An 18,634-nucleotide genomic window follows, 5' to 3' on the forward strand; every position below is an offset into this window, starting at 1 on the left:
ATTGCCGGACTTTCCTTATCGAACACCCGGTGTGCTATAAATCGAACGGTTCGAACACACAACGCAAAAGGAAACACATGACTATCCGGGTCCACCATTTAAACAAAAGCCGCTCGCAGCGGATCGTCTGGTTGCTCGAGGAGCTGGGACTGACTTATGAAATCGTGCGTTATCAGCGCGATGCGAAAACCAACTTCGCGCCGCCGGAGCTGAAGAAAATTCACCCGCTGGGCAAGTCGCCGCTGCTGGAGGACGACGGTGAACTGATCGAAGAGTCGGGCGCGATCGCCCAGTATCTGTGCGACCGCTATGGCGATGGACGCCTGCAGCCGGAGCCGGGATCGAAGGCCGCGTTGAAGCACTTGCAGCTGATGCATTTCGCCGAAGGCTCGGCGATGCTGCCGCTGCTGTTGCGCATTTATGTCTCGCGCCTGGGCGAGGGCGGCGCGCCGCTGCACGGGCGCATCGACGGCGAGATCGTCAGCTACTTCGATTATCTGGAGAGCATCTTGCAGCCGTCGGGCTACTTCATCGGCGACGGCTTGACCGCCGCCGACATCATGCTGAGCTTCCCGGTGATCCTCGCCACCCAGCAGCCGGAAGGGCAGCGCTGGCCGAAGTTGAAGGCCTTCGTCGACACCATCAAGGCGCGCCCGGCATGGCAGCGCGCCATGGCCGCCACCGAAGGCTAAGCGCAGTCGTTTCAAATCAGCCTGGCGACGCCAAACCGCGCAGCATCAGCGACAACGCCGTCGCCAGGTCCGTCTCGAACTGATACCGCAACGGCCGCAGCGCGGGCGCGGCCAGCACCTCTACCAGGGCGTCGCACGGATGGCTGAGCGGCCACAGCCCTATCATCAACGCCAGTGCCTGGCGAATGAACTCGACGTATCCCTCGACCGGTATCGACGGCTGACAGCCGTGCAACCGCCGCGCCACGTCCGCCGCCAACGCCAGCGTCCCTATCTTGAATGTCGCCAGCCTTTGCCCAGACACGTTATGTTCCAGGATGGTTGGCAAGATACTGAGCAGGCGGCACATGAGCGGAAAGGCTGCGCTGGACGCGGCGAACGCTTGCGCGATCTGGTCGACAGTGGCGCGCGGGGCGGCGGCGAGTCGTCCTTCCAGGTCGCACCGCCACAGTTCGGACTCCTCCTCCAGCAACGCCAGCAGCAGTTCCTCGCGGTTCTCAAAATACCGGTACACGTTCGACTTGGTCATCTGGGCCTGGCGCGCCAGCTCGTTCAGGCCGAGGTCGCGAACCTCCATGCCGCCGTGTAGCGCCGCCTTCGCGGTGGCCAGCAAATGCAGGCGGCGCTCCTCCTTTTGTTCCGGGCGGCGGGCGCGTTGAAACTGCTCTGATGTTGCCATAGATGTAATTCACCAAAAAAGTGGACGCGACTTCGCTCGCGACGATGCTTGACAAGAGACCGGTGGTCCTTTATATTCGAGACCACTGGTTCCTTATCTATTATATCCCACGTCGGAGTGTGCAAATGCCCAGCCCCCTTATGGTTCGTCCCGAACTTCTCAGCCTTGATTTGACCGGCAGGACCTACGTCGTCACCGGCGCCAATTCCGGCATCGGGCTGGTGACCGCGCAACAACTCGCCAAGCAGGGCGCTACCGTCGTGATGGGCGTGCGGCGCGTGAAGGAGGGCGAGCGCGTGGCCGACGAGATCCGGCGCGAGGTGCCCGCGGCCAGGCTTCCCGTGTACCAGCTGGAGCTGGGCGACCTGGCGTCGGTGCGCGCGTTTGCGGCCGAGGTCAACCGCCATCACCCGAAGCTGCAGGGCCTGGTCAACAACGCCGGCGTCATGAGGACCCCATTCGGCCACACCAAGGATGGCTTCGAGACGCAGTTCGGGGTCAACCACCTCGGTCACTTTCTGTTGACCAATCTGCTGACCGATGCCTTGAAGACCGGTGCGCCGTCGCGGGTGGTCAACCTGTCGAGCTACTACCACGAGTTCGCGATGGGCCGGAAGGGCGAGATCCACTTCGACGACCTGAACTACCATCGCCGCACGTTCGACACCTGGGAGGCATACGCCCAATCGAAGCTGGCCAATCTGCTGCACGCGCGCGAACTTGGCCGTCGCATGGCGGGAACGGGCGTCACCGCCGCCAGCGTCAATCCCGGGCTGGTGCGCACCAACCTGCTGACCATTCCTTTGCCGATGTGGCTGCAACGCCTGGTGGTGCTGCCGTTGTTGCGGCTGGCCGGAATGATCGAGCCGTGGGAGGGCGCGCAGACCAGCCTGCACGCGCTGCTGGCGCCGGAGGTGGCGGAGCAGTCGGGCGCCTACTACAGCCAGGTCGCCGGCTACAAGGATAAAGCCGCGCGCAAAGGAGGCTGGCCGCTGAGCTCGCCGAATCCGGTGGCGCACGACGACGCCGTCGCCGCACGCTTGTGGCGCGCCAGCGAGGCGTTGGTGCAGGAGCACTCATAGGCTATCAGGCAAAGGCGATATCCCTACCAGGCAAGCCGCGTCATTAGGTCGGCGTGGCCATCGTTGAAGTAGCCGCCGGTGGGTCCTAGCCCGTCCAGCGTGGCGAGCCTGACGACGATCGCCGCCGCCTCGTCGACCGACCTCGGCCCGCTGTGACCGTTCAAGTCGGTCGCCGTGTAGCCGGGGTCGGCGGCGTTGACCTTGATGCCCTCGGCGGCCAGTTCCTTGGCGAATTTCGCCGTGAACATATTGAGCGCGCTCTTCGAGGCGCAATAGCCGGCGGCCACCACCGGCCAGTAGGCGCTGGCCATGTCGAGCGTTGCCGTCACCGAGCCCAGGCCGCTGCTCATCATCACGATCCGCCCGGCGCCGGACTGGCGCAGCAGCGGCAGGAACGCTTGCGTGACGCGGACCGGGCCGAAGGTGTTTACGTCGAACATCGCCTGGATATCGGCGACGCTTTCCTCGCTGGCGGGCGGAAAGGCGCCCAGGCTGATGCCTGCATTGTTGACCAGCGCGTCGAGCTTGCCGGTTGCCGCGGTCAGCTGTGCCGCCGCCGCGCGCACACTAGCGTCGTCGGTGACATCGATCACGATCGGGAAGGCCTCGACGCCACCAGCGCGCAAGTCGGCCACCGCCTGCTCGCCGCGCGCGAGGTCGCGGCAGCCGACCCAGACCGAATAGTTTTGCTCGCCCAGTTGGCGGGCGATGGCCAGGCCGATGCCCTTGTTGGCGCCGGTGATCAGTGCAATGGATTTGGTCGACATGTGGTTCTCCTTGAAAGAAAGTCCCCCATTGTCGAAGCGATGCCGTCCGCGCGCATCCGCGATCGTCCCGCAAAGATGCCTGATCCTGCCAAAATCGCGCCGGCTTCGTTGCATTGCCATCCGGCCTGATGAATAATGCGCGGATGACCAGCCTCCTGAAAAAACTAAGCGCGCTGGCGGCCAGCCACGCCGTCGGCGACGAGACGCCGACGGCGATCCCTGGACTGACGATCTGGTCCAGCGACCGCTTGACCGAGCCGCGACCGGCGATGTTCGAACCCAGCCTGTATCTGGTGGTGCAGGGCACGAAACGCATGATCGTGGGGAGCAGCTCCTCAACGCTGGGACCGGGAAGCATGTCGGTGTCGGGCGTAGGCGTGCCGTTTACCGGGCAGGTGACCGCCGCCTCGCCGGACACTCCGTATCTGGCGCTGAAGCTGGACTTCAACGCCGGCGTGGTGGCAAGCCTGTTGTTCGATCTGCCAGCGCAGGGCGCGTCCGAGCAGCCCGCCGTTGTCAGCGGCGGTGTCGGCGACGACATCGTCGAACCGTTTTACCGCCTGACGCGGCTGCTATCGTCGCCGCGCGATATCGCGGTGCTGGCGCCCCTGGCCGAGCGCGAGCTGTACTACCGCGTCCTGCAGGGTGGCCTGGGCGACGCGATCCGGCGCAACGCCCAGGCCCACACGCGCTTTTCGCAGGTCAGAAGCGCCGTGGAATGGATTTGCGCCAACGCCACCGACGCCATGGGTGTGAGTCAGCTGGCCGCCGACGTGGGCATGAGCCCGACGTCGTTCCACCGGCACTTCAAGGCGGTGACCGGCCTTAGCCCGCTGGCATACCAGCGCCATGTGCGCCTGCTGCACGCAAGAAAGCTGCTCAACGCCGAGACAGGCAACGTCACGTCGGTCGCGTTCGAGGTTGGTTATGCCAGCGCATCCCAATTCAGCCGCGAATACGCCCGTATGTTCGGCTGTCCACCGGCGCGCGACACCTTCCGCGCCCGCCAGGCGGCGCTCAACGCGGCCGGTCTGAAAGACAATTCGGACGGCAGACGCTAGCGATAGGCCGCTGGACGCTTACTGAAAGGTGGTCTACACTTAGTTGTAGCTACATTGTGGCTACACAGCAAGATAGTTCAGGTGGTAACGATGAAGGAAATCATATGCTAACAGCAACCATACGCTCCCGGGTCGAGCCAGAGTTGAAGGAGGAGGCTACGAGGATACTGGAATCATGTGGCCTTGATTTGTCGACCGCGATTCGTCTTTTCCTTAACAATGTCGTGGTTGCGAAAGGGCTTCCTTTTGCTATTTCGCCGAACCCCACGACAGTCGCTGCGATGGAAGAAGCTCGGAAGCTTTCTGGCAGATTTAGCTCCCCTGAAGAGTTTTTTGATGAATTAGAGGGTAAAAATGCCAGCAAAGGAGGGTGGAAAAAAGTCTCCAAGCCCGACGCTGGCAAGCCTAAGCGCCGGTGACGAGCGGCTGAACCCCAAGGTCACGCAGCACGCAAGTGCGAGTCCGCCACGTATTTTTGACAGAACCAACGCCTTCAAAAAGGACTGGAATCGGCTTGCGTCGAGCGGACGCTACGACATGTCACGCCTTAAAACGGTCATGATGCATTTGATCGCGAATGAAGGTCCTTTACCTGCGGAATACGCGGATCATGCCTTGCTTGGGAAATGGCAGGACCATCGAGATTGTCACGTTGGCGGCGATTGGGTTCTCATCTATAAGCTGACGGAGGCGGATGTGATTTTTGTCCGCACAGGCACTCACAGCGATCTTTTTACGTGAGTTGTCGCGTGTGTTAATTTGCCGCGTCATCCGACCGGATAAAATCCACGAACGCGCGCAACGGCGCGGGCAAGTGGCGCCTGCCCGAATAGTATAAAAACGGTCCTGGGAAATCCGCCCACCAATCCCGCAGGATCGGCTGCAACTCGCCGGAGGCCATGTACGGCTCCAGCCACTCCTCGAACAGATAAATCACGCCGTGTCCCGCCACGGCCGCGCTCACCGCCAGGTCGAACACGGTCGGCGTGACGACCAGCGGCCCGCTCGGCTCGACCGTCAAGGTCTGGCCGTCGCGCGCGAATTCCCATGGATAGATGGCGCCACTGAGAAACTTGCCCCGCAGGCAGGCGTGTTGCAGCAGGTCGCGCGGGTGTTCGGGCACGCCGCGCCGCGCCAGATAGTCGGGCGCGGCCGCCACCGCGAAACGCTGCACGCGCGGCCCGATCGGGATGGCGATCATGTCCTGTTCCAGCCGCTCGCCGTAGCGGATGCCGGCGTCGCAGCCGCTGGCGACGACGTCGACGAAGTTATTGTCGATCACCACGTCCAGCACGATCTCCGGATAGGCGCGCATGAAGCGGTTGACCAGCGGCTGCAGGAAGAAGCGCGCGGCGCTGACCGGCACGTTGAGCCGCAGGGTGCCGCGCGGACTGTCGCGCAGCTCGTTGAGCACGTCGAGGGCGCCGGCCACCTGGCTCAGCGCCGGTTGCAGGCGCGCCAGCAACAGGGCGCCGGCCTCGGTCGGGGTGACGCTGCGGGTGGTGCGCAGCAGCAGCCGGATGCCGAGCTGGTTCTCCAGCCGCCGCAGCGCCTCGCTCAGCGCCGACGCCGATTGCCCGCCGGCGCGCGCCGCCTGCCGGAAGCCGCCGTGCTGGGCCACGAGCGCGAAAGTGGCCAGGTCGGCCATGGAAGGGTTCTCAGGTGTCATGTTCTCGATTGTGCGGAATTTCGTACAGCCCGTGCGGCATTGCCCCCATTATCACACGCTCGTCCTGCCGCTACCATGTGTCCATGCTTTTCCACATCACACACCAGGAGATCGACATGAGTAGTTATTCCCCATCCAGCGACCAGTTCACTCCCGCCAACAGCGGCATCCGCTTCAACCGCGTCGGCTACGGCGCCATGCAACTGGCCGGCCCGCACGTGTGGGGGCCGCCGAAGGACCGCGCCGCCGCCGTTGCCGTGCTGCGCGAGGCGATCGAACTGGGCATCAACCACATCGACACCTCGGATTTCTACGGCCCGCACGTCACCAACCAGATCATCCGCGAAGCCTTGCATCCGTATCGCGACGATTTGACCATCGTCACCAAGATCGGCTTCGTGCGCGGCGCCGACCAGTCATGGCTGACGGCGGCCTCGCCGCAACAACTGCGCGACGCGGTCCACGACAATCTGCGCAACCTGCAACTGGAGGCGCTCGACGTGGTCAACTACCGCGCCCCCGGCGTGCAAGGCCCGGACGGCTCGTCGATCGGCGAAGCCATCGCGGCGATGGTGCGTCTGAAGGAGGAGGGACTGATCCGCCATATCGGCGTGAGCAACGTCACCGCCGGACAGGTGGCCGAGGCGCGCTCGATCACGGACATCGTCTGCGTGCAGAACCAGTACAACCTCGCCCATCGCGGCGACGACGCGTTGATCGATACGCTGGCGGCCGATGGCATCGCCTACGTGCCGTTCTTCCCGCTGGGCGGCTTCTCGCCGTTGCAGTCCGACGCCCTGACCAGGGCGGCCGCCGCGCTGGGCGCGCAGCCGATGCAGGTGGCGCTGGCCTGGCTGTTGCAGCGCTCGCCCAACATCCTCGTCATTCCCGGCACCTCGTCGGTGGCGCACCTGCGGGACAACGTCGCCGCCGGCGCCTTGCGCCTTGACGCCGCCACCCTGGCGACCCTGGACGCCATGTGACGCCGGCTGTGGGAAATCCGACACAAAAATTACTTTCTGGAAAGTAATTCTGTTATGATCCCACGACGAGGCCCAACCCCCGCCGCGTTTTTACCCGTTAAAAATAGCCCAAGGGAAGTATGTCGCAGTCCACCATCAACGTGTCCGACCCCATCGCGCCGGCGCCCGCCGGCGCCGATGGCGGGGCGGGCGCGTCGAAACTGGTGCAGCTTGAAGGGAAAAAGCGGCCGATCCGGCGCGCCGCCTCGCTGTTCCTGGTTGCCATCCTGTGCGCCATCTGCGGCTTGCAGTTCGCCTACCGCAGCAACGCCCGCCAGACCCAGCTCGACGAGAGCGCCCGCGCCACCGTCAACATCGCCCGCGCGACCGCCGAGCACGCCGAGCGCACGATCGACATCGTCGGCTCGGTGCTGTTCGGCGTCGTCGAGCGCGTCGAGCGCGACGGCACCGGCCCGTCCAACTTCGCGCGCCTGCAGGCGCTGCTCCAGGCCCGCGTGGCGCAGACCAGCGGCCTGCAGGGCATCTTCGTCTACGATGAACACGGGCGCTGGGTGATCACCTCGCTCGACAAAGTCGATCCCGGCGCCAACAACGCCGACCGCCCGTATTTCCAGTACCACCGCACGCATGCCGGGCGCGGCGTCCACATCGGCACGCCGGTGCGCAGCCGCTCGTCCGGCCAATGGATACTGCCGGTGTCGCAGCGCGTCGACCACGCCGACGGCTCGTTCGCCGGCGTCGTGCTGGCCACCGTCCGCACCGACTACTTCCAGCAGTACTACAACGGCTTCGACATCGGCAAGGCCGGCGGCATCTTTATCGCGCTCGACGACGGCACCTTGATCGCGCGCCGGCCGATGCTCAACAACGTCATCGGCAGCAGCCTCAAAGGCGGCGCCGTGTTCACGCTGATCGACCAGGGCCAGGACAGCGGCACGGCGATGCGGGTGGCGCTGGTCGACAATGTCGAGCGCCTGTACAGCTACCGGCGCGTGCACGGTTATCCGCTGGTGATCGCCGCGTCGCTGTCCAAGGACGAAATCTTCGCGCAGTGGTGGACCGACACCTGGCGCCAATGCGGCGCGCTGGCGCTGCTGCTGGCCACGCTGGGCTGGCTGGGCACGCGCCTGATCCGCCAGATCAGCCTGCGCGACCATCTGGAAATCGAATTGCGCCACTCGCAAGCCGCCTTGCAGCACAGCGTCGCGCAGCTCGAGCTGCTGGCGACAACCGACCCGCTGACCGGCCTGAAGAACCGGCGCCACCTCAACGAGCGGCTCGAGAGCGAACTGGCGCGGGCGGCGCGCGACGGCCTGCCGGTGGCGCTGGTGATGCTCGACATCGACTTTTTCAAGCGCTACAACGATACCTACGGCCACCTGGCCGGCGACGCGTGCCTCAAGCTGGTCAGCGACGTCGTCGCGCGCGCCGCGCAGCGCACCGCCGACATCGCCGCGCGCTTCGGCGGCGAGGAGTTCGTGGTATTCCTGCCCAACACCGAACTGGCAGGCGCGCACGCCGTTGCCGAGGGCATTTGCGCGGCCGTGCGGGCGCTCGGACAGCCCCACCGCACCAGCGATTTCGGCGTCGTCACCATCAGCGCCGGGGTCGCCGCCTGCGTGCCGGTGCGCGGCGCCGGCTGCAGCCCGCTGATCGGCGTGGCCGACCGGGCGCTGTACGACGCCAAACACCGGGGCCGCAATCGCGTGTCCCCGCCGCTGAGAAGCGGCCACCATCCGCTGCCGCAGCCGGCCTGCGCCGACGCCTGAGCAAGCCCTCACAGATTCCCGCCACCCCGGCCGGCGCCCGCCGCGCGTCGTCCATCGACGGCATTTCCGTCGCATAGACGGTTTTCATCTTTGCGAAGTTGATTTTATTCGTTTTGTTTGACTTCGCCAAAACGTATATTTCATTCCGCAAGCCGTCTATCGCCATCAACGGCCGGCGGCTCGCCACCATTCCAAGCCATCATAAGGTCTCTCTATGTCAGTTGACGTCCTCTCGCCGGCGCTGCCTCCAGTGCTGGCATCGATCAAGGCCGATGCGGCCGCGTCCCAATTGCCGTATGCCGGCGGCGTCGCCCCGGCCGCCGCCTGGGAACTGTTTTCCACCAAGGACGTGCTGCTGGTCGACGTGCGCACCGGCGAGGAGCGCAAATTCGTCGGCCACGTGCCGGACAGCTTGCATGTGCCGTGGGCAACCGGCACCGCGCTGACGCGCAACCCGCGCTTCGCGCGCGAACTGGAAAGCAAAATCGGCGGCAAGGACAGCGTGGTCCTGCTGCTGTGCCGCAGCGGCAAACGTTCAGCGCTGGCGGCCGAGGCGGCCACGAAAGCCGGCCTTACCAACGTCTTCAACGTGCTAGAAGGCTTCGAGGGCGAGATCGACGCGCGCCAGCAGCGCGGCAAGGCCGACGGCTGGCGCTTCCACGGCTTGCCGTGGGTGCAGGACTAAACCGCGGCGTTCAACCAGCACTCAACCATATCCCGACGAGGACAGCGTGGCTACTTTCGACATCACCACCATCGTGCAATCGCTGCATGAGGCGCGCCACCGCTGGCGCCAGGAGCAAAGCCGCGGCAGCGAGCCGGGCGGGCGTGAATTCCCGTCGCGGAACGCGCTGGCGGCCATCATCGACAGCCTCAAGGGCGTGCTGTTCCCGATGCGCCTCGGCCCGCCGGACCTGCGCCAGGAAAGCGAGGACTTCCACGTCGCCCACGCGCTCGATGGGGTGCTGCACGCGCTGCTCAAGCAGGTGCGGCGCGAGTTGAAATACAACGCCGGCCTGCGTGGCGAACCGTTGCGCGTGGTCGATTCCAGCGTCGAGCACGACATCGACCAGGAGGCGCTGGGCGCCGTGCGCCGCTTCGCCGCCGCGCTGCCGGTGATCCGCTCGCTGCTCGACAGCGACGTCATGGCCGCCTACCAGGGCGACCCGGCCGCGCGCAGCGTCGACGAGGTGCTGCTGTGCTACCCGGGCGTGCTGGCGATGATCCACTACCGCATCGCCCACCAGCTTTATACGCTAGGCCTGACCTTGCTCGCCCGCATCGTCTCCGAGCTGGCGCACGGCGCCACCGGCATCGACATCCACCCCGGCGCGCGCATCGGCGCCGGCTTCTTCATCGACCACGGCACGGGCGTAGTGATCGGCGAGACGGCCGTCATCGGCGCCCGCGTGCGGCTGTACCAGGCCGTCACGCTCGGCGCCAAGCGCTTCCCGACCGACGCCGACGGCAACCTGCAAAAGGGCTTGCCGCGCCATCCGGTGGTCGAGGACGACGTCGTCATCTATGCCGGCGCCACGGTGCTCGGACTGATCACGATCGGCAAGGGCGCCATCATCGGCGGCAACGTCTGGCTGACGCACGACGTGCCGCCGGGCGGGCGCATCGCCCAGGCCGAGTCGCGGGTTGGCGCCTTCGCCAACGGCATCGCGGCGGCCTGAGCGGCGCGGCGGCCCCATGAACACCCTTGTGCGCAGCTTCGGCATCGGCGTGCGGCAACTGCGCGAGGCGCAGGGATGGTCGCAGGAACAACTGGCCGAAAACTCCAACCTGAACCGCTCGTATGTGGGCGAGATCGAGCGGGCCGGGTGATCGCCTCGCTGTTGACGGTGGAGAAGCTGGCGCTGGCGCTCAAGCTGACGCCGTCGGCCTTGCTGACGCGCGGCGAAATGGTCGGCGACGCCACCACCCCCGCGTCCATCCCCCCCGGGTCAGTGCCGACATTCGGACACAAGCTCGGCAGGCGAACGGATTAGTCCGTGTCTGAATGTCGGCACTGACCCCCGGGGTGGGGGGGCGATTGGTGGCGATAGCATGTTGAGCTGACTCATCAGTAACGCCATACTGGCCCGGTTATTTTCTGCATAACCTTATGTGTTTTTTCACCTTACTGAAATGGAGTCACGATGTCGGCAACTGTAGGCGGTACCACGGCGCTGGGCGATAACGCAGCACGGCAATTAGCGAACGCGACCAAGACCGTTCCCCAGCTCGAGACCATCAGCCCGCGCTGGCTGACGCACCTGCTGCAATGGGTGCCGGTGGAGGCGGGCATCTACCGGCTCAACAAGGTCAAGAATCCGGAAGCGATCAAGGTCACCTGCACCGCCCGCGAGCAAGAGAACCAGCTGCCGCGCACCTATGTCGACTACGAAGAAAATCCGCGCGAGTACTTCCTCAACGCCGTCTCGACCGTGCTTGACGTGCACACCCGCGTTTCCGATCTCTACAGCAGCCCGCACGACCAGATCAAGGAGCAACTGCGCCTGACGATCGAGACCATCAAGGAAAACCAGGAAAGCGAGCTGATCAACAATCCCGACTACGGCCTGCTGGCCCAGGTGACCGACGAGCAGCGCATCTTCCCGCTGACGGGCGCGCCGACGCCGGACGACCTCGACGAGCTGCTGACCAAGGTGTGGAAGGAGCCTGCCTTCTTCCTGACCCATCCGCTGGCGATCGCCGCCTTCGGCCGCGAGGCGACCCGCCGCGGCACGCCGCCGCCGACCATCAGCCTGTTCGGCTCGCAGTTCATCACGTGGCGCGGCATTCCGCTGATCCCGTCGGACAAGGTGCCGGTGGCCGACGGCAAGAGCAAGATCCTGCTGCTGCGCGTGGGCGACAAGCGCCAGGGCGTGGTCGGCCTGTTCCAGCCGGGCCTGCCGGGCGAGCAAAGCCCGGGGCTGTCGGTGCGCTTCATGGGCATCAACAATCATGCGATCTCGTCGTACCTGATCTCGCTGTACTGCTCGCTCGCGGTGCTGACCTCGGACGCGCTGGCCGTGCTCGACGACGTCGAGATCAACAAGTACCACGACTATCCGGACACTTATAAGTAAGCGCGCCACGTGAGCCTCCTTTCGCCCCCCATCTCCCTGCCGGCGGACCGCGCCGCCGGCGTTCCCGAACCGTCCGGCGCGCCGTTCGATCCGGCCGCGCTGGCGCGCCTGGCCAACGAGTTCTTTTCGGCGCCGCCGTTCGCCCGGCAATTGAGCGTGCCCGGCGTGCAGGCGCCGGCCAATATCGCGCCGCCCGGTTCGCCGCTGGTCAGCCCGGCCGGCTTCGGTCCCAGCGTGCCCGGCACGCCGATACCGCAGGGACAAATTCCCGGCACCAACCTGATTCCGGCGTCGCCGACCCAGGTGCTGTCGCTGGGTAACAGCGCGCCTGCGTTGTTGCCGGCCGCGCAAGCCGGCAACGGCGTGCCCGACAAGGCGTTCGGCGCGATTCCGGCGTACGAGCCGCGCAACGGTGGCGCCGTGCTTGGCGTTCCGGAAGGCGCCGGCAACGCCGGGCCGCCGGCCGAAGCGTCGTCGTACTATTTCCTGAGCGAGCGCTACGGCCAGCCTGGCGCCGCAACGCGGCAGGCGCCGGCGCCGTCGTCGCCTTTGCCGCAGGGCGCGCCGCCGTCGCCGCAAGGTTACACGCCATCGTTCCCGTCGCCGCAACTGCCCGCGAGTCCTTCGTTGTCGCCACCCGCCACCGGCTTGCCGGGCGCGTCCGCGCCGGCGGCGCCGTCGCCATCGTCGGCGCCGCAGTATTACTTCGTCGACGCGGTGGTGCTGCCGAGCGGCTACGTCACCCCGGCCAAGCCGGCGCCGCACGGCGGCGCGCCATTGGCCGGCGGCGACCGCCATCCGCCGTTCGACGTGCACGCCGTGCGGCGCGATTTTCCGATTCTTCAGGAAAAGGTCAACGGCCGCCAGCTGGTGTGGTTCGACAACGCTGCCACCACCCACAAGCCGCAGTCGGTGATCGACCGCATTGCGTATTTCTACGCGCATGAGAACTCGAACATCCACCGCGCCGCGCACGAGCTCGCCGCCCGCGCCACCGACGCCTATGAAGGCGCCCGCGAGCGCGTGCGGCGCTTCCTCAACGCGCCCGAGGTCAACGAGGTCATCTTCGTGCGCGGCACCACCGAGGCCATCAACCTGGTGGCCAAGAGCTGGGGCGGGCAGCACGTGGGCGAGGGCGACGAGATCATCGTCTCCAATCTCGAACACCACGCCAACATCGTGCCCTGGCAGCAGCTGGCCGCCGCCAAGGGGGCGCGGCTGCGCGTGATCCCGGTCGACGACACCGGCCAGGTGTTGCTCGACGAGTACCGCAAGCTGCTCAACGACCGCACCAAGATCGTCGCCGTCACGCAAGTGTCGAACGCGCTGGGCACGGTGACGTCGGTCAAGGAAATCGTCGAGCTCGCCAAGCGCGCCGGCGCCCGGACCCTGGTCGACGGCGCGCAGTCGGTCTCGCATATGCGCATCGACGTGCAGGACATCGGCGCCGATTTCTTCGTCTTCTCCGGCCACAAGCTGTTCGGGCCGACCGGCATCGGCGTGTTGTGGGGCAAGCGCGAAGTGCTCGAGGACATGCCGCCATGGCAGGGCGGCGGCAACATGATCGCCGATGTGACGTTCGACAAGACCGTGTTCCAGCCGATTCCCAACAAGTTCGAGGCCGGCACGGGCAACATCGCCGACGCCGTCGGGCTGGGCGCCGCGATCGATTATGTGACGCGCATCGGCATCGAGAACATCGCTCGCTACGAGCACGACCTGCTGGTGTACGGCATTCGGGAGCTGGGCGCGATCAAGGGCGTGCGGCTGATCGGCACGGCCGCCGACAAGGCCAGCGTGATGTCGTTCGTGCTGGCCGGCTACACTACGGAAGAGGTCGGTCACGCGCTCAACGACGAAGGCATCGCCGTGCGCACGGGGCACCATTGCGCGCAGCCGATCCTGCGGCGGTTCGGCGTGGAGACGACGGTGCGGCCATCGTTGGCGTTCTACAACACGTTTGACGAGATCGACCGCATGATCACGGTGGTGCGAAGGCTGGCATCGGCCCGCTAACGCTGGCACGTTAGAAAACGCTATCAAACGGCGCGGCGAAAATCCGGCAAAATAGATGTTCAATTTTGTCGAGCCGCGCCGATCCGGCCGGGCAGCCTATGCCGCAAACTCCCAAAGAATCGATACCGTTGCCGCACCAGGCGGCCGATATGTTCTGCCTGATGGTGCAGGAGATCAAGGAATGCGCGATCTTCCTGATGGACACGCGCGGCGTCATCACCAGCTGGAACCGCGCGGCCGAGGTCATGAAGGGCTACCGTGCCGACGAGGCCATCGGCGAGCACCTGTCGCTGCTCTACCGTGACGAGGACAAGGCGCGCGGCTGGGCCGACCACAACCTGGGCGAGGCGGCCAAGCATGGCTTCTACAGCGAGGAAACCTGGCGCAGGAAAAAAGATGGCAGCCTGTTCTGGGCGCACATCGCGCTGACCGGCTTGCGCGACGAACACAAGCAATTGGTGGGCTTCTCCAAGGTCACGATGGACCTGACGCGCCACAAGCTGTTGGAACAGTGCCTCGACGAAAAAGAAGAAAACCGCCGCATCATGACCGCCGCCAACGCCGGCACATGGAAGTGGGAAGCCGCCAGCCGCCGCCTGGAGTTGTCCCCCGCGCTCAAGCAATTGCTCGGCTACGACGCCGCCGGCCCGGCGCCCGACCCCGGCAACTGGCGCGCCCTGGTCGATCCGCAGGACGTGCCGGCCGTGCATGACAGGTTGCGCACCCTGATGACGGCCATGCCGGGGCAGCCGCTGACCCTGGAGGTGCGGCTGTGCCGCCAGGACGGCAACTGCCGCTGGTTCTTCGTGCGCGCCGACTGGACCAGCGATAGCGAGGGCCAGGGCGAGCTGACCGGCGTCTGCGTCGACATCCACGACATGCGCCTGCTGGCCGAGGAACGCGAGCGCCTGCTCAACGAACTGCAGGTGATGCGCCTGCGCTTTCGCGCCATCATCGACCAGATGCCGTCCGGCGTGTTCGTGGCCGAGGTGCCGTCGGGCAAGCTGCTGTATCAAAACCTGAAGGCCAGGCGCATCTTCGGCGCCACGCTCGAAGAGGTCGCCACCTATCATGACTACGCCCGCACCGACGTTCGCGATCCGGACGGGCGGCGCCTGCTGGCGCATGAGTTTCCCTTGGCGGAGGCCATCATCACGGGGCAGCCGGTGCCGGTGCGCGAATTGGTGTTCCACGTACCCGGGATGGCACCGCGCTACTTCCGCGTCGGCGCCACGCCGGTGCAGGCCGAGGGCGACGAGCGCCGCATGGCCGTGGCCGTGGCCCACGACATCGACGACCTGAAGCGGATGCAGGAATCGCTGCGGGCGGAAAAGGAACGCGCCGAGGTGACCTTGCGGGCGATTAGCAACGGCGTCATCACCACCGGCCTGGACGGCCGCATCGACAGCATGAACATTGCCGCCGAACGGCTGACCGGCTGGGGCCAACAGGAGGCGCGCGGCCTGCCGCTCGACCAGGTGCTGCAACTGGACGAGGAGCCGCCGGCAGAACTGGCTGCTCCGGCCGGTGCGGCCGATCCGTCGCCCGCGGCGCCGGGGTTGGACACCGTGCTGCGCTGCATGCGCGAAAACCGCCCGGTGACGTCGTCGGCGCCGGCGGTGTTGCGCTCGCGCAGCGGCAGCCGGCACACGATCGACTACGCGGCCGCGCCGCTGCAACTGCCCGACAACCGCACCGGCGGCGCCGTGCTGGTGCTTAACGACGTCACCGAGTCGCGCGGGCTGCTCAAGAACCTGAGCTACCAGGCCAGCCACGACGTGCTGACCGGGCTGGTGAACCGGCGCGAGTTTGGCGTGCGGCTCCAGCGCGCGCTCGACCGCACCGGCCAGCCGGGCGCCAGCGACAGCGCGCTGCTCTACCTGGATTTGGACCAATTCAAGATTGTCAACGATACCTGCGGCCACGCGGCCGGCGACGACCTGCTGCGCCAGCTGTCGGTGGCTTACGGCGCCCATGTGCGCGAGCGCGACACGCTGGCGCGCATCGGCGGCGACGAGTTCGCGCTGATCGTCGAGCATTGCACGGTGGAGGAGGCCATGGTGGTGGCCAACAAGCTGCTCGACACTACGCGCAACTTCCGCTACATCTGCAGCAACCAGGTGTTCCGGCTGGGCGTGAGCATCGGCCTGACGCCGCTCGACGGCGGCACCACCACGATGGAGGAAGCGCTGCGCCAGGCCGATCACGCCTGCTACATCGCCAAGGAGAGCGGGCGCAACCGGGTGTTCCTGCAACAGCGCGGCGGCGCCGAGATCGCCCAGCGGCGCAACGACATGTATTGGGTCAAGCGGCTCGGCGACGCCTTCCGCAACGACGACTTGCAGCTGTACTACCAGCCGATCCGCGCGCTTGGCGGCGCCGGCAACGGCGGCCTGCACTACGAGATACTGCTGCGCATGAAGGATGGCAGCGCCGGGCCGGTCGGCCCCACCAGCTTCCTGCCGGCGGCCGAGCGCTACGACATCATGCAGGAGGTCGACCGCTGGGTGCTCGACCGCAGCCTGGCCTGGCTGGAGCGGCATCCCGAACACGTCGACCAGCTGGAACTGTGCACCATCAACCTGTCGCAGCGGGCGCTGGCCGATCCGGGTTTCCAGCAGTACGCGGTCGGACGCATCCAGGCGGTCGGGGTGCCGGCCAACAAGCTGTGCTTCGAGATCACCGAGACCGGCGCCTTCGCCAACCTGCAGAACACGCTGTCGTTCGTGCTGGCGTTGCAGCAGCTGGGCTGCCGCTTCGCGCTCGATGATTTCGGCACCGGCATGGCCTCGTTCGCCTACCTGAAACAGCTGCCGGTCAATTATGTCAAGATCGACGGCTCCTTCATCCAGATGATGACCCGCAGCACGGTCGACTTCGAGATGGTGCGCTTCACCAACGACATCAGCCACATCATGGGGCGGCGCACCATCGCCGAGTTTGTCAATGACCAGGCTACGCTGGCCAAGCTGACCGAGATCGGCGTCGACTACGCCCAGGGTTTCATGCTGGGCGAGCCGCAGCCGCTCGACGTCTGACTAGATCTGCGCCAGGCCGCCATCGACGAACAGCTCGATGCCGTTGACGAAGCTGGCGTCGTCGGAGGCCAGGAACACCGCCGCCTTGGCGATCTCGTCGGGCTCGCCAACGCGGCCCATCGGAATCTGCGTGGCGAAGTAGTCGAGCAGGCCTTGCTGCTGGGCGGCGTCCGGCCCGGCCAGTTCCACCAGGCCCGGCGTCTTGATCGGACCGGGGCTGATGGTGTTGACGCGGATACCGCGTCCCTTCAGGTCAAGGATCCAGTTGCGGGCGAACGAACGCACTGCCGCCTTCGACGCCGCGTAGACGCTGAACGCCTCGGTGCCGGTGCTGGCGGCGGTCGAGCCGGTCAGTATCACCGACGAGCCTGCGCCCAGCAGCGGCAGCGCCGCCTGCACCGTGAACAAGGTGCCTTTGACGTTGCGGTTGAAGGTGTCGTCGAAGTGTTCCTCGGTGATCTGGCCCAGCGGCAGCATCGAGCCGCCGCCGGCGTTGGCCACCAGCACATCGAGCTTGCCGTGCTCGGCCTTGACGCGCTCGAACAGTGCGGTCAACTGCGCCGGGTCGGCCGAATCGACGCGCGCGCCGATCGCGGCCGCGCCGACGGCGTCGACGGCGGCGTCCAGTTCCGGCTGGCGGCGCCCGGTGATGTAGACGCGCGCGCCCTCGGCGGCGAAACGCTTGGCGACGGCCAGGCCGATGCCGCTGGTGCCGCCGGTGACCACTGCTACTTTTCCTTCGAGTTTCTGGGACATGATGTTTTCCTTTGCGTTGGGTTGCGGCCTGAAAGACCATGGAAGCAGTGTGCGGCCGAAACACCCCTGCGATAAGACAGGCTGGACGCATATGATTTATGCTCTAATTGCATATGACGATCAGCTTGGGCTTCGCAAATGAATAAATTGCTATGGATGCGCTGTTTTGTGCGCGTGGTCGAGACGGGCAGCTTTTCAGCTGTCGCCCGCGAGCTCGACATTGGCCAGCCCAACGTCAGCCGCCACATCGCCGCGCTGGAGGCGGACCTGGGGGCCTTGCTGCTGCACCGTTCGACGCGCCAGCTGGTGGTCACGGCCGAGGGACAGCGCTATTACACGCAAGCGCGGCAGGCGCTCGACCTGATCGCCCAGGCCGAGGCGGACGTGCTGGGACAGCACAATCCACGCGGCTTGCTGCGCGTGGCCTGCTCGCCGGCGCTGGGCACCGAAGTCATTACCCCCACCTTGCCGGCCTTTTTGGAACGTTATCCGGATATCGAACTCGAGCTGCGCGTGGACGACGGTTTTGTGGATCTGGTGGCCGAAGGCGTCGACGTCGCCATCCGGGGTGGCGAGCTCAAGGACAGCGCACTGCGCGCCCGCCGCCTGGGCAACTCGGAGCGCTTGTGCGTCGCCAGCCCGCGTTACGTGGCGCGGCACGGCGTGCCGGCAACGGCGGCCGACCTGGCGCGCCACGAGTGCATCGTCTACACGCTGCTTGGCGGCAGCGGCGCGTGGCGGTTGAGAGATGGCGAGGTCCATGTGCGCGGACGGCTGCGGGTCAACAGTCTGGATGCCGTACGGCGCGCCGCGCTCGTCGGACTCGGCATCGGCTACCTGTCGAGATGGATGGTGGACGACCACCTGCGCTCCGGCGCCCTGGTGGACGTATTGGCCGGGCACGCCCCGACGTTCTCGCCGGTCAACGCCGTCTACTCGGCGGCGCGCCTGCTGCCGCTGCGCGCCAGCGTGTTCATCGACCACATCGCCGGGGTATTCGCGGTCACGCCAGGCTTCGACGGCGTGGCGCCAGTCTTGCCTTAAG

Annotated in this window: 17 protein-coding genes and 1 pseudogene; 14 read left to right on the top strand and 4 right to left on the bottom strand. The window is 66.2% G+C overall.

The features are described 5' to 3' along the window. Window positions 1-77 precede the first annotated feature (77 nt). Window positions 78-692, top strand: coding sequence for a glutathione S-transferase (locus tag NHH73_08905; protein ID USX28385.1), 615 nt, complete (start codon window positions 78-80; stop codon window positions 690-692). A gap of 16 nt (window positions 693-708) precedes the next feature. Here the strand turns inward: NHH73_08905 and NHH73_08910 are convergent, their stop codons facing one another. Further along, entirely contained in the window at window positions 709-1,371 is a 663-nt protein-coding gene (locus NHH73_08910; GenBank protein ID USX28386.1) for a TetR family transcriptional regulator, read from the bottom strand. 125 nt (window positions 1,372-1,496) lie between these two features. Here NHH73_08910 and NHH73_08915 point away from each other — a divergent pair, with 125 nt between their 5' ends. Beyond that, the gene (locus NHH73_08915) at window positions 1,497-2,453 is read left to right on the top strand and encodes an SDR family oxidoreductase (protein USX28387.1); all 957 of its coding nucleotides are present in this window, start codon (window positions 1,497-1,499) and stop codon (window positions 2,451-2,453) included. 23 nt (window positions 2,454-2,476) lie between these two features. Here NHH73_08915 and NHH73_08920 read toward each other — a convergent pair whose 3' ends face one another. After that, on the bottom strand, window positions 2,477-3,220 hold the full coding sequence (locus tag NHH73_08920) for an SDR family oxidoreductase (protein ID USX28388.1): 744 nt from the start codon (window positions 3,218-3,220) through the stop codon (window positions 2,477-2,479). Window positions 3,221-3,363: 143 nt separating this feature from the next. On the opposite strand from NHH73_08920, the gene NHH73_08925 reads away from it, so the two are divergent. From NHH73_08925 to NHH73_08935, 3 genes are all read left to right on the top strand, one after another. Then, window positions 3,364-4,281 carry an AraC family transcriptional regulator gene (locus NHH73_08925; GenBank protein ID USX28389.1) on the top strand — a complete coding sequence of 306 codons (918 nt, stop codon included), beginning with the start codon at window positions 3,364-3,366 and terminating at the stop codon, window positions 4,279-4,281. A 104-nt stretch (window positions 4,282-4,385) separates the two neighbouring features. Continuing rightward, window positions 4,386-4,700, top strand: coding sequence for a type II toxin-antitoxin system RelB/DinJ family antitoxin (locus tag NHH73_08930; protein ID USX28390.1), 315 nt, complete (start codon window positions 4,386-4,388; stop codon window positions 4,698-4,700). Next, window positions 4,636-5,022, top strand: coding sequence for a type II toxin-antitoxin system YafQ family toxin (locus NHH73_08935; protein ID USX28391.1), 387 nt, complete (start codon window positions 4,636-4,638; stop codon window positions 5,020-5,022). Before NHH73_08930 ends, NHH73_08935 begins: the two co-directional genes overlap by 65 nt. 13 nt (window positions 5,023-5,035) lie before the next feature. Here NHH73_08935 and NHH73_08940 read toward each other — a convergent pair whose 3' ends face one another. After that, the gene (locus tag NHH73_08940; protein USX28392.1) at window positions 5,036-5,950 is read right to left on the bottom strand and encodes a LysR family transcriptional regulator; all 915 of its coding nucleotides are present in this window, start codon (window positions 5,948-5,950) and stop codon (window positions 5,036-5,038) included. 116 nt (window positions 5,951-6,066) lie between these two features. Here NHH73_08940 and NHH73_08945 point away from each other — a divergent pair, with 116 nt between their 5' ends. From NHH73_08945 to NHH73_08980, 8 genes and pseudogenes are all read left to right on the top strand, one after another. Then, window positions 6,067-6,933 carry an aldo/keto reductase family oxidoreductase gene (locus tag NHH73_08945; GenBank protein ID USX28393.1) on the top strand — a complete coding sequence of 289 codons (867 nt, stop codon included), beginning with the start codon at window positions 6,067-6,069 and terminating at the stop codon, window positions 6,931-6,933. Window positions 6,934-7,052: 119 nt separating this feature from the next. Further along, window positions 7,053-8,702 carry a sensor domain-containing diguanylate cyclase gene (locus NHH73_08950; GenBank protein ID USX28394.1) on the top strand — a complete coding sequence of 550 codons (1,650 nt, stop codon included), beginning with the start codon at window positions 7,053-7,055 and terminating at the stop codon, window positions 8,700-8,702. A 214-nt stretch (window positions 8,703-8,916) separates the two neighbouring features. Next, a complete protein-coding gene (locus NHH73_08955; protein ID USX28395.1) occupies window positions 8,917-9,387 on the top strand; it encodes a rhodanese-like domain-containing protein in 471 nt (156 codons plus the stop codon). A 46-nt stretch (window positions 9,388-9,433) separates the two neighbouring features. Then, window positions 9,434-10,381, top strand: a complete 948-nt coding sequence (locus tag NHH73_08960) for a serine acetyltransferase (protein ID USX28396.1) — start codon at window positions 9,434-9,436, stop codon at window positions 10,379-10,381. Window positions 10,382-10,397: 16 nt separating this feature from the next. After that, a pseudogene (locus tag NHH73_08965) lies at window positions 10,398-10,696 on the top strand (helix-turn-helix transcriptional regulator). Window positions 10,697-10,846: 150 nt separating this feature from the next. Beyond that, entirely contained in the window at window positions 10,847-11,779 is a 933-nt protein-coding gene (locus NHH73_08970; protein ID USX28397.1) for a hypothetical protein, read from the top strand. Window positions 11,780-11,815: 36 nt separating this feature from the next. Beyond that, window positions 11,816-13,795, top strand: a complete 1,980-nt coding sequence (locus NHH73_08975; protein ID USX29591.1) for a SufS family cysteine desulfurase — start codon at window positions 11,816-11,818, stop codon at window positions 13,793-13,795. A 98-nt stretch (window positions 13,796-13,893) separates the two neighbouring features. Then, window positions 13,894-16,833, top strand: a complete 2,940-nt coding sequence (locus NHH73_08980) for an EAL domain-containing protein (protein ID USX28398.1) — start codon at window positions 13,894-13,896, stop codon at window positions 16,831-16,833. On the opposite strand, the gene NHH73_08985 is transcribed toward NHH73_08980, so the two are convergent. Then, window positions 16,834-17,589, bottom strand: coding sequence for an SDR family oxidoreductase (locus NHH73_08985; protein ID USX28399.1), 756 nt, complete (start codon window positions 17,587-17,589; stop codon window positions 16,834-16,836). It abuts the gene before it with no gap. A 138-nt stretch (window positions 17,590-17,727) separates the two neighbouring features. On the opposite strand from NHH73_08985, the gene NHH73_08990 reads away from it, so the two are divergent. Further along, window positions 17,728-18,633, top strand: a complete 906-nt coding sequence (locus NHH73_08990; protein ID USX28400.1) for a LysR family transcriptional regulator — start codon at window positions 17,728-17,730, stop codon at window positions 18,631-18,633. Window position 18,634: the final 1 nt, after the last annotated feature.

The organism is Oxalobacteraceae bacterium OTU3CINTB1 (assembly GCA_024123955.1).
GTDB lineage: Bacteria > Pseudomonadota > Gammaproteobacteria > Burkholderiales > Burkholderiaceae_D > Rugamonas.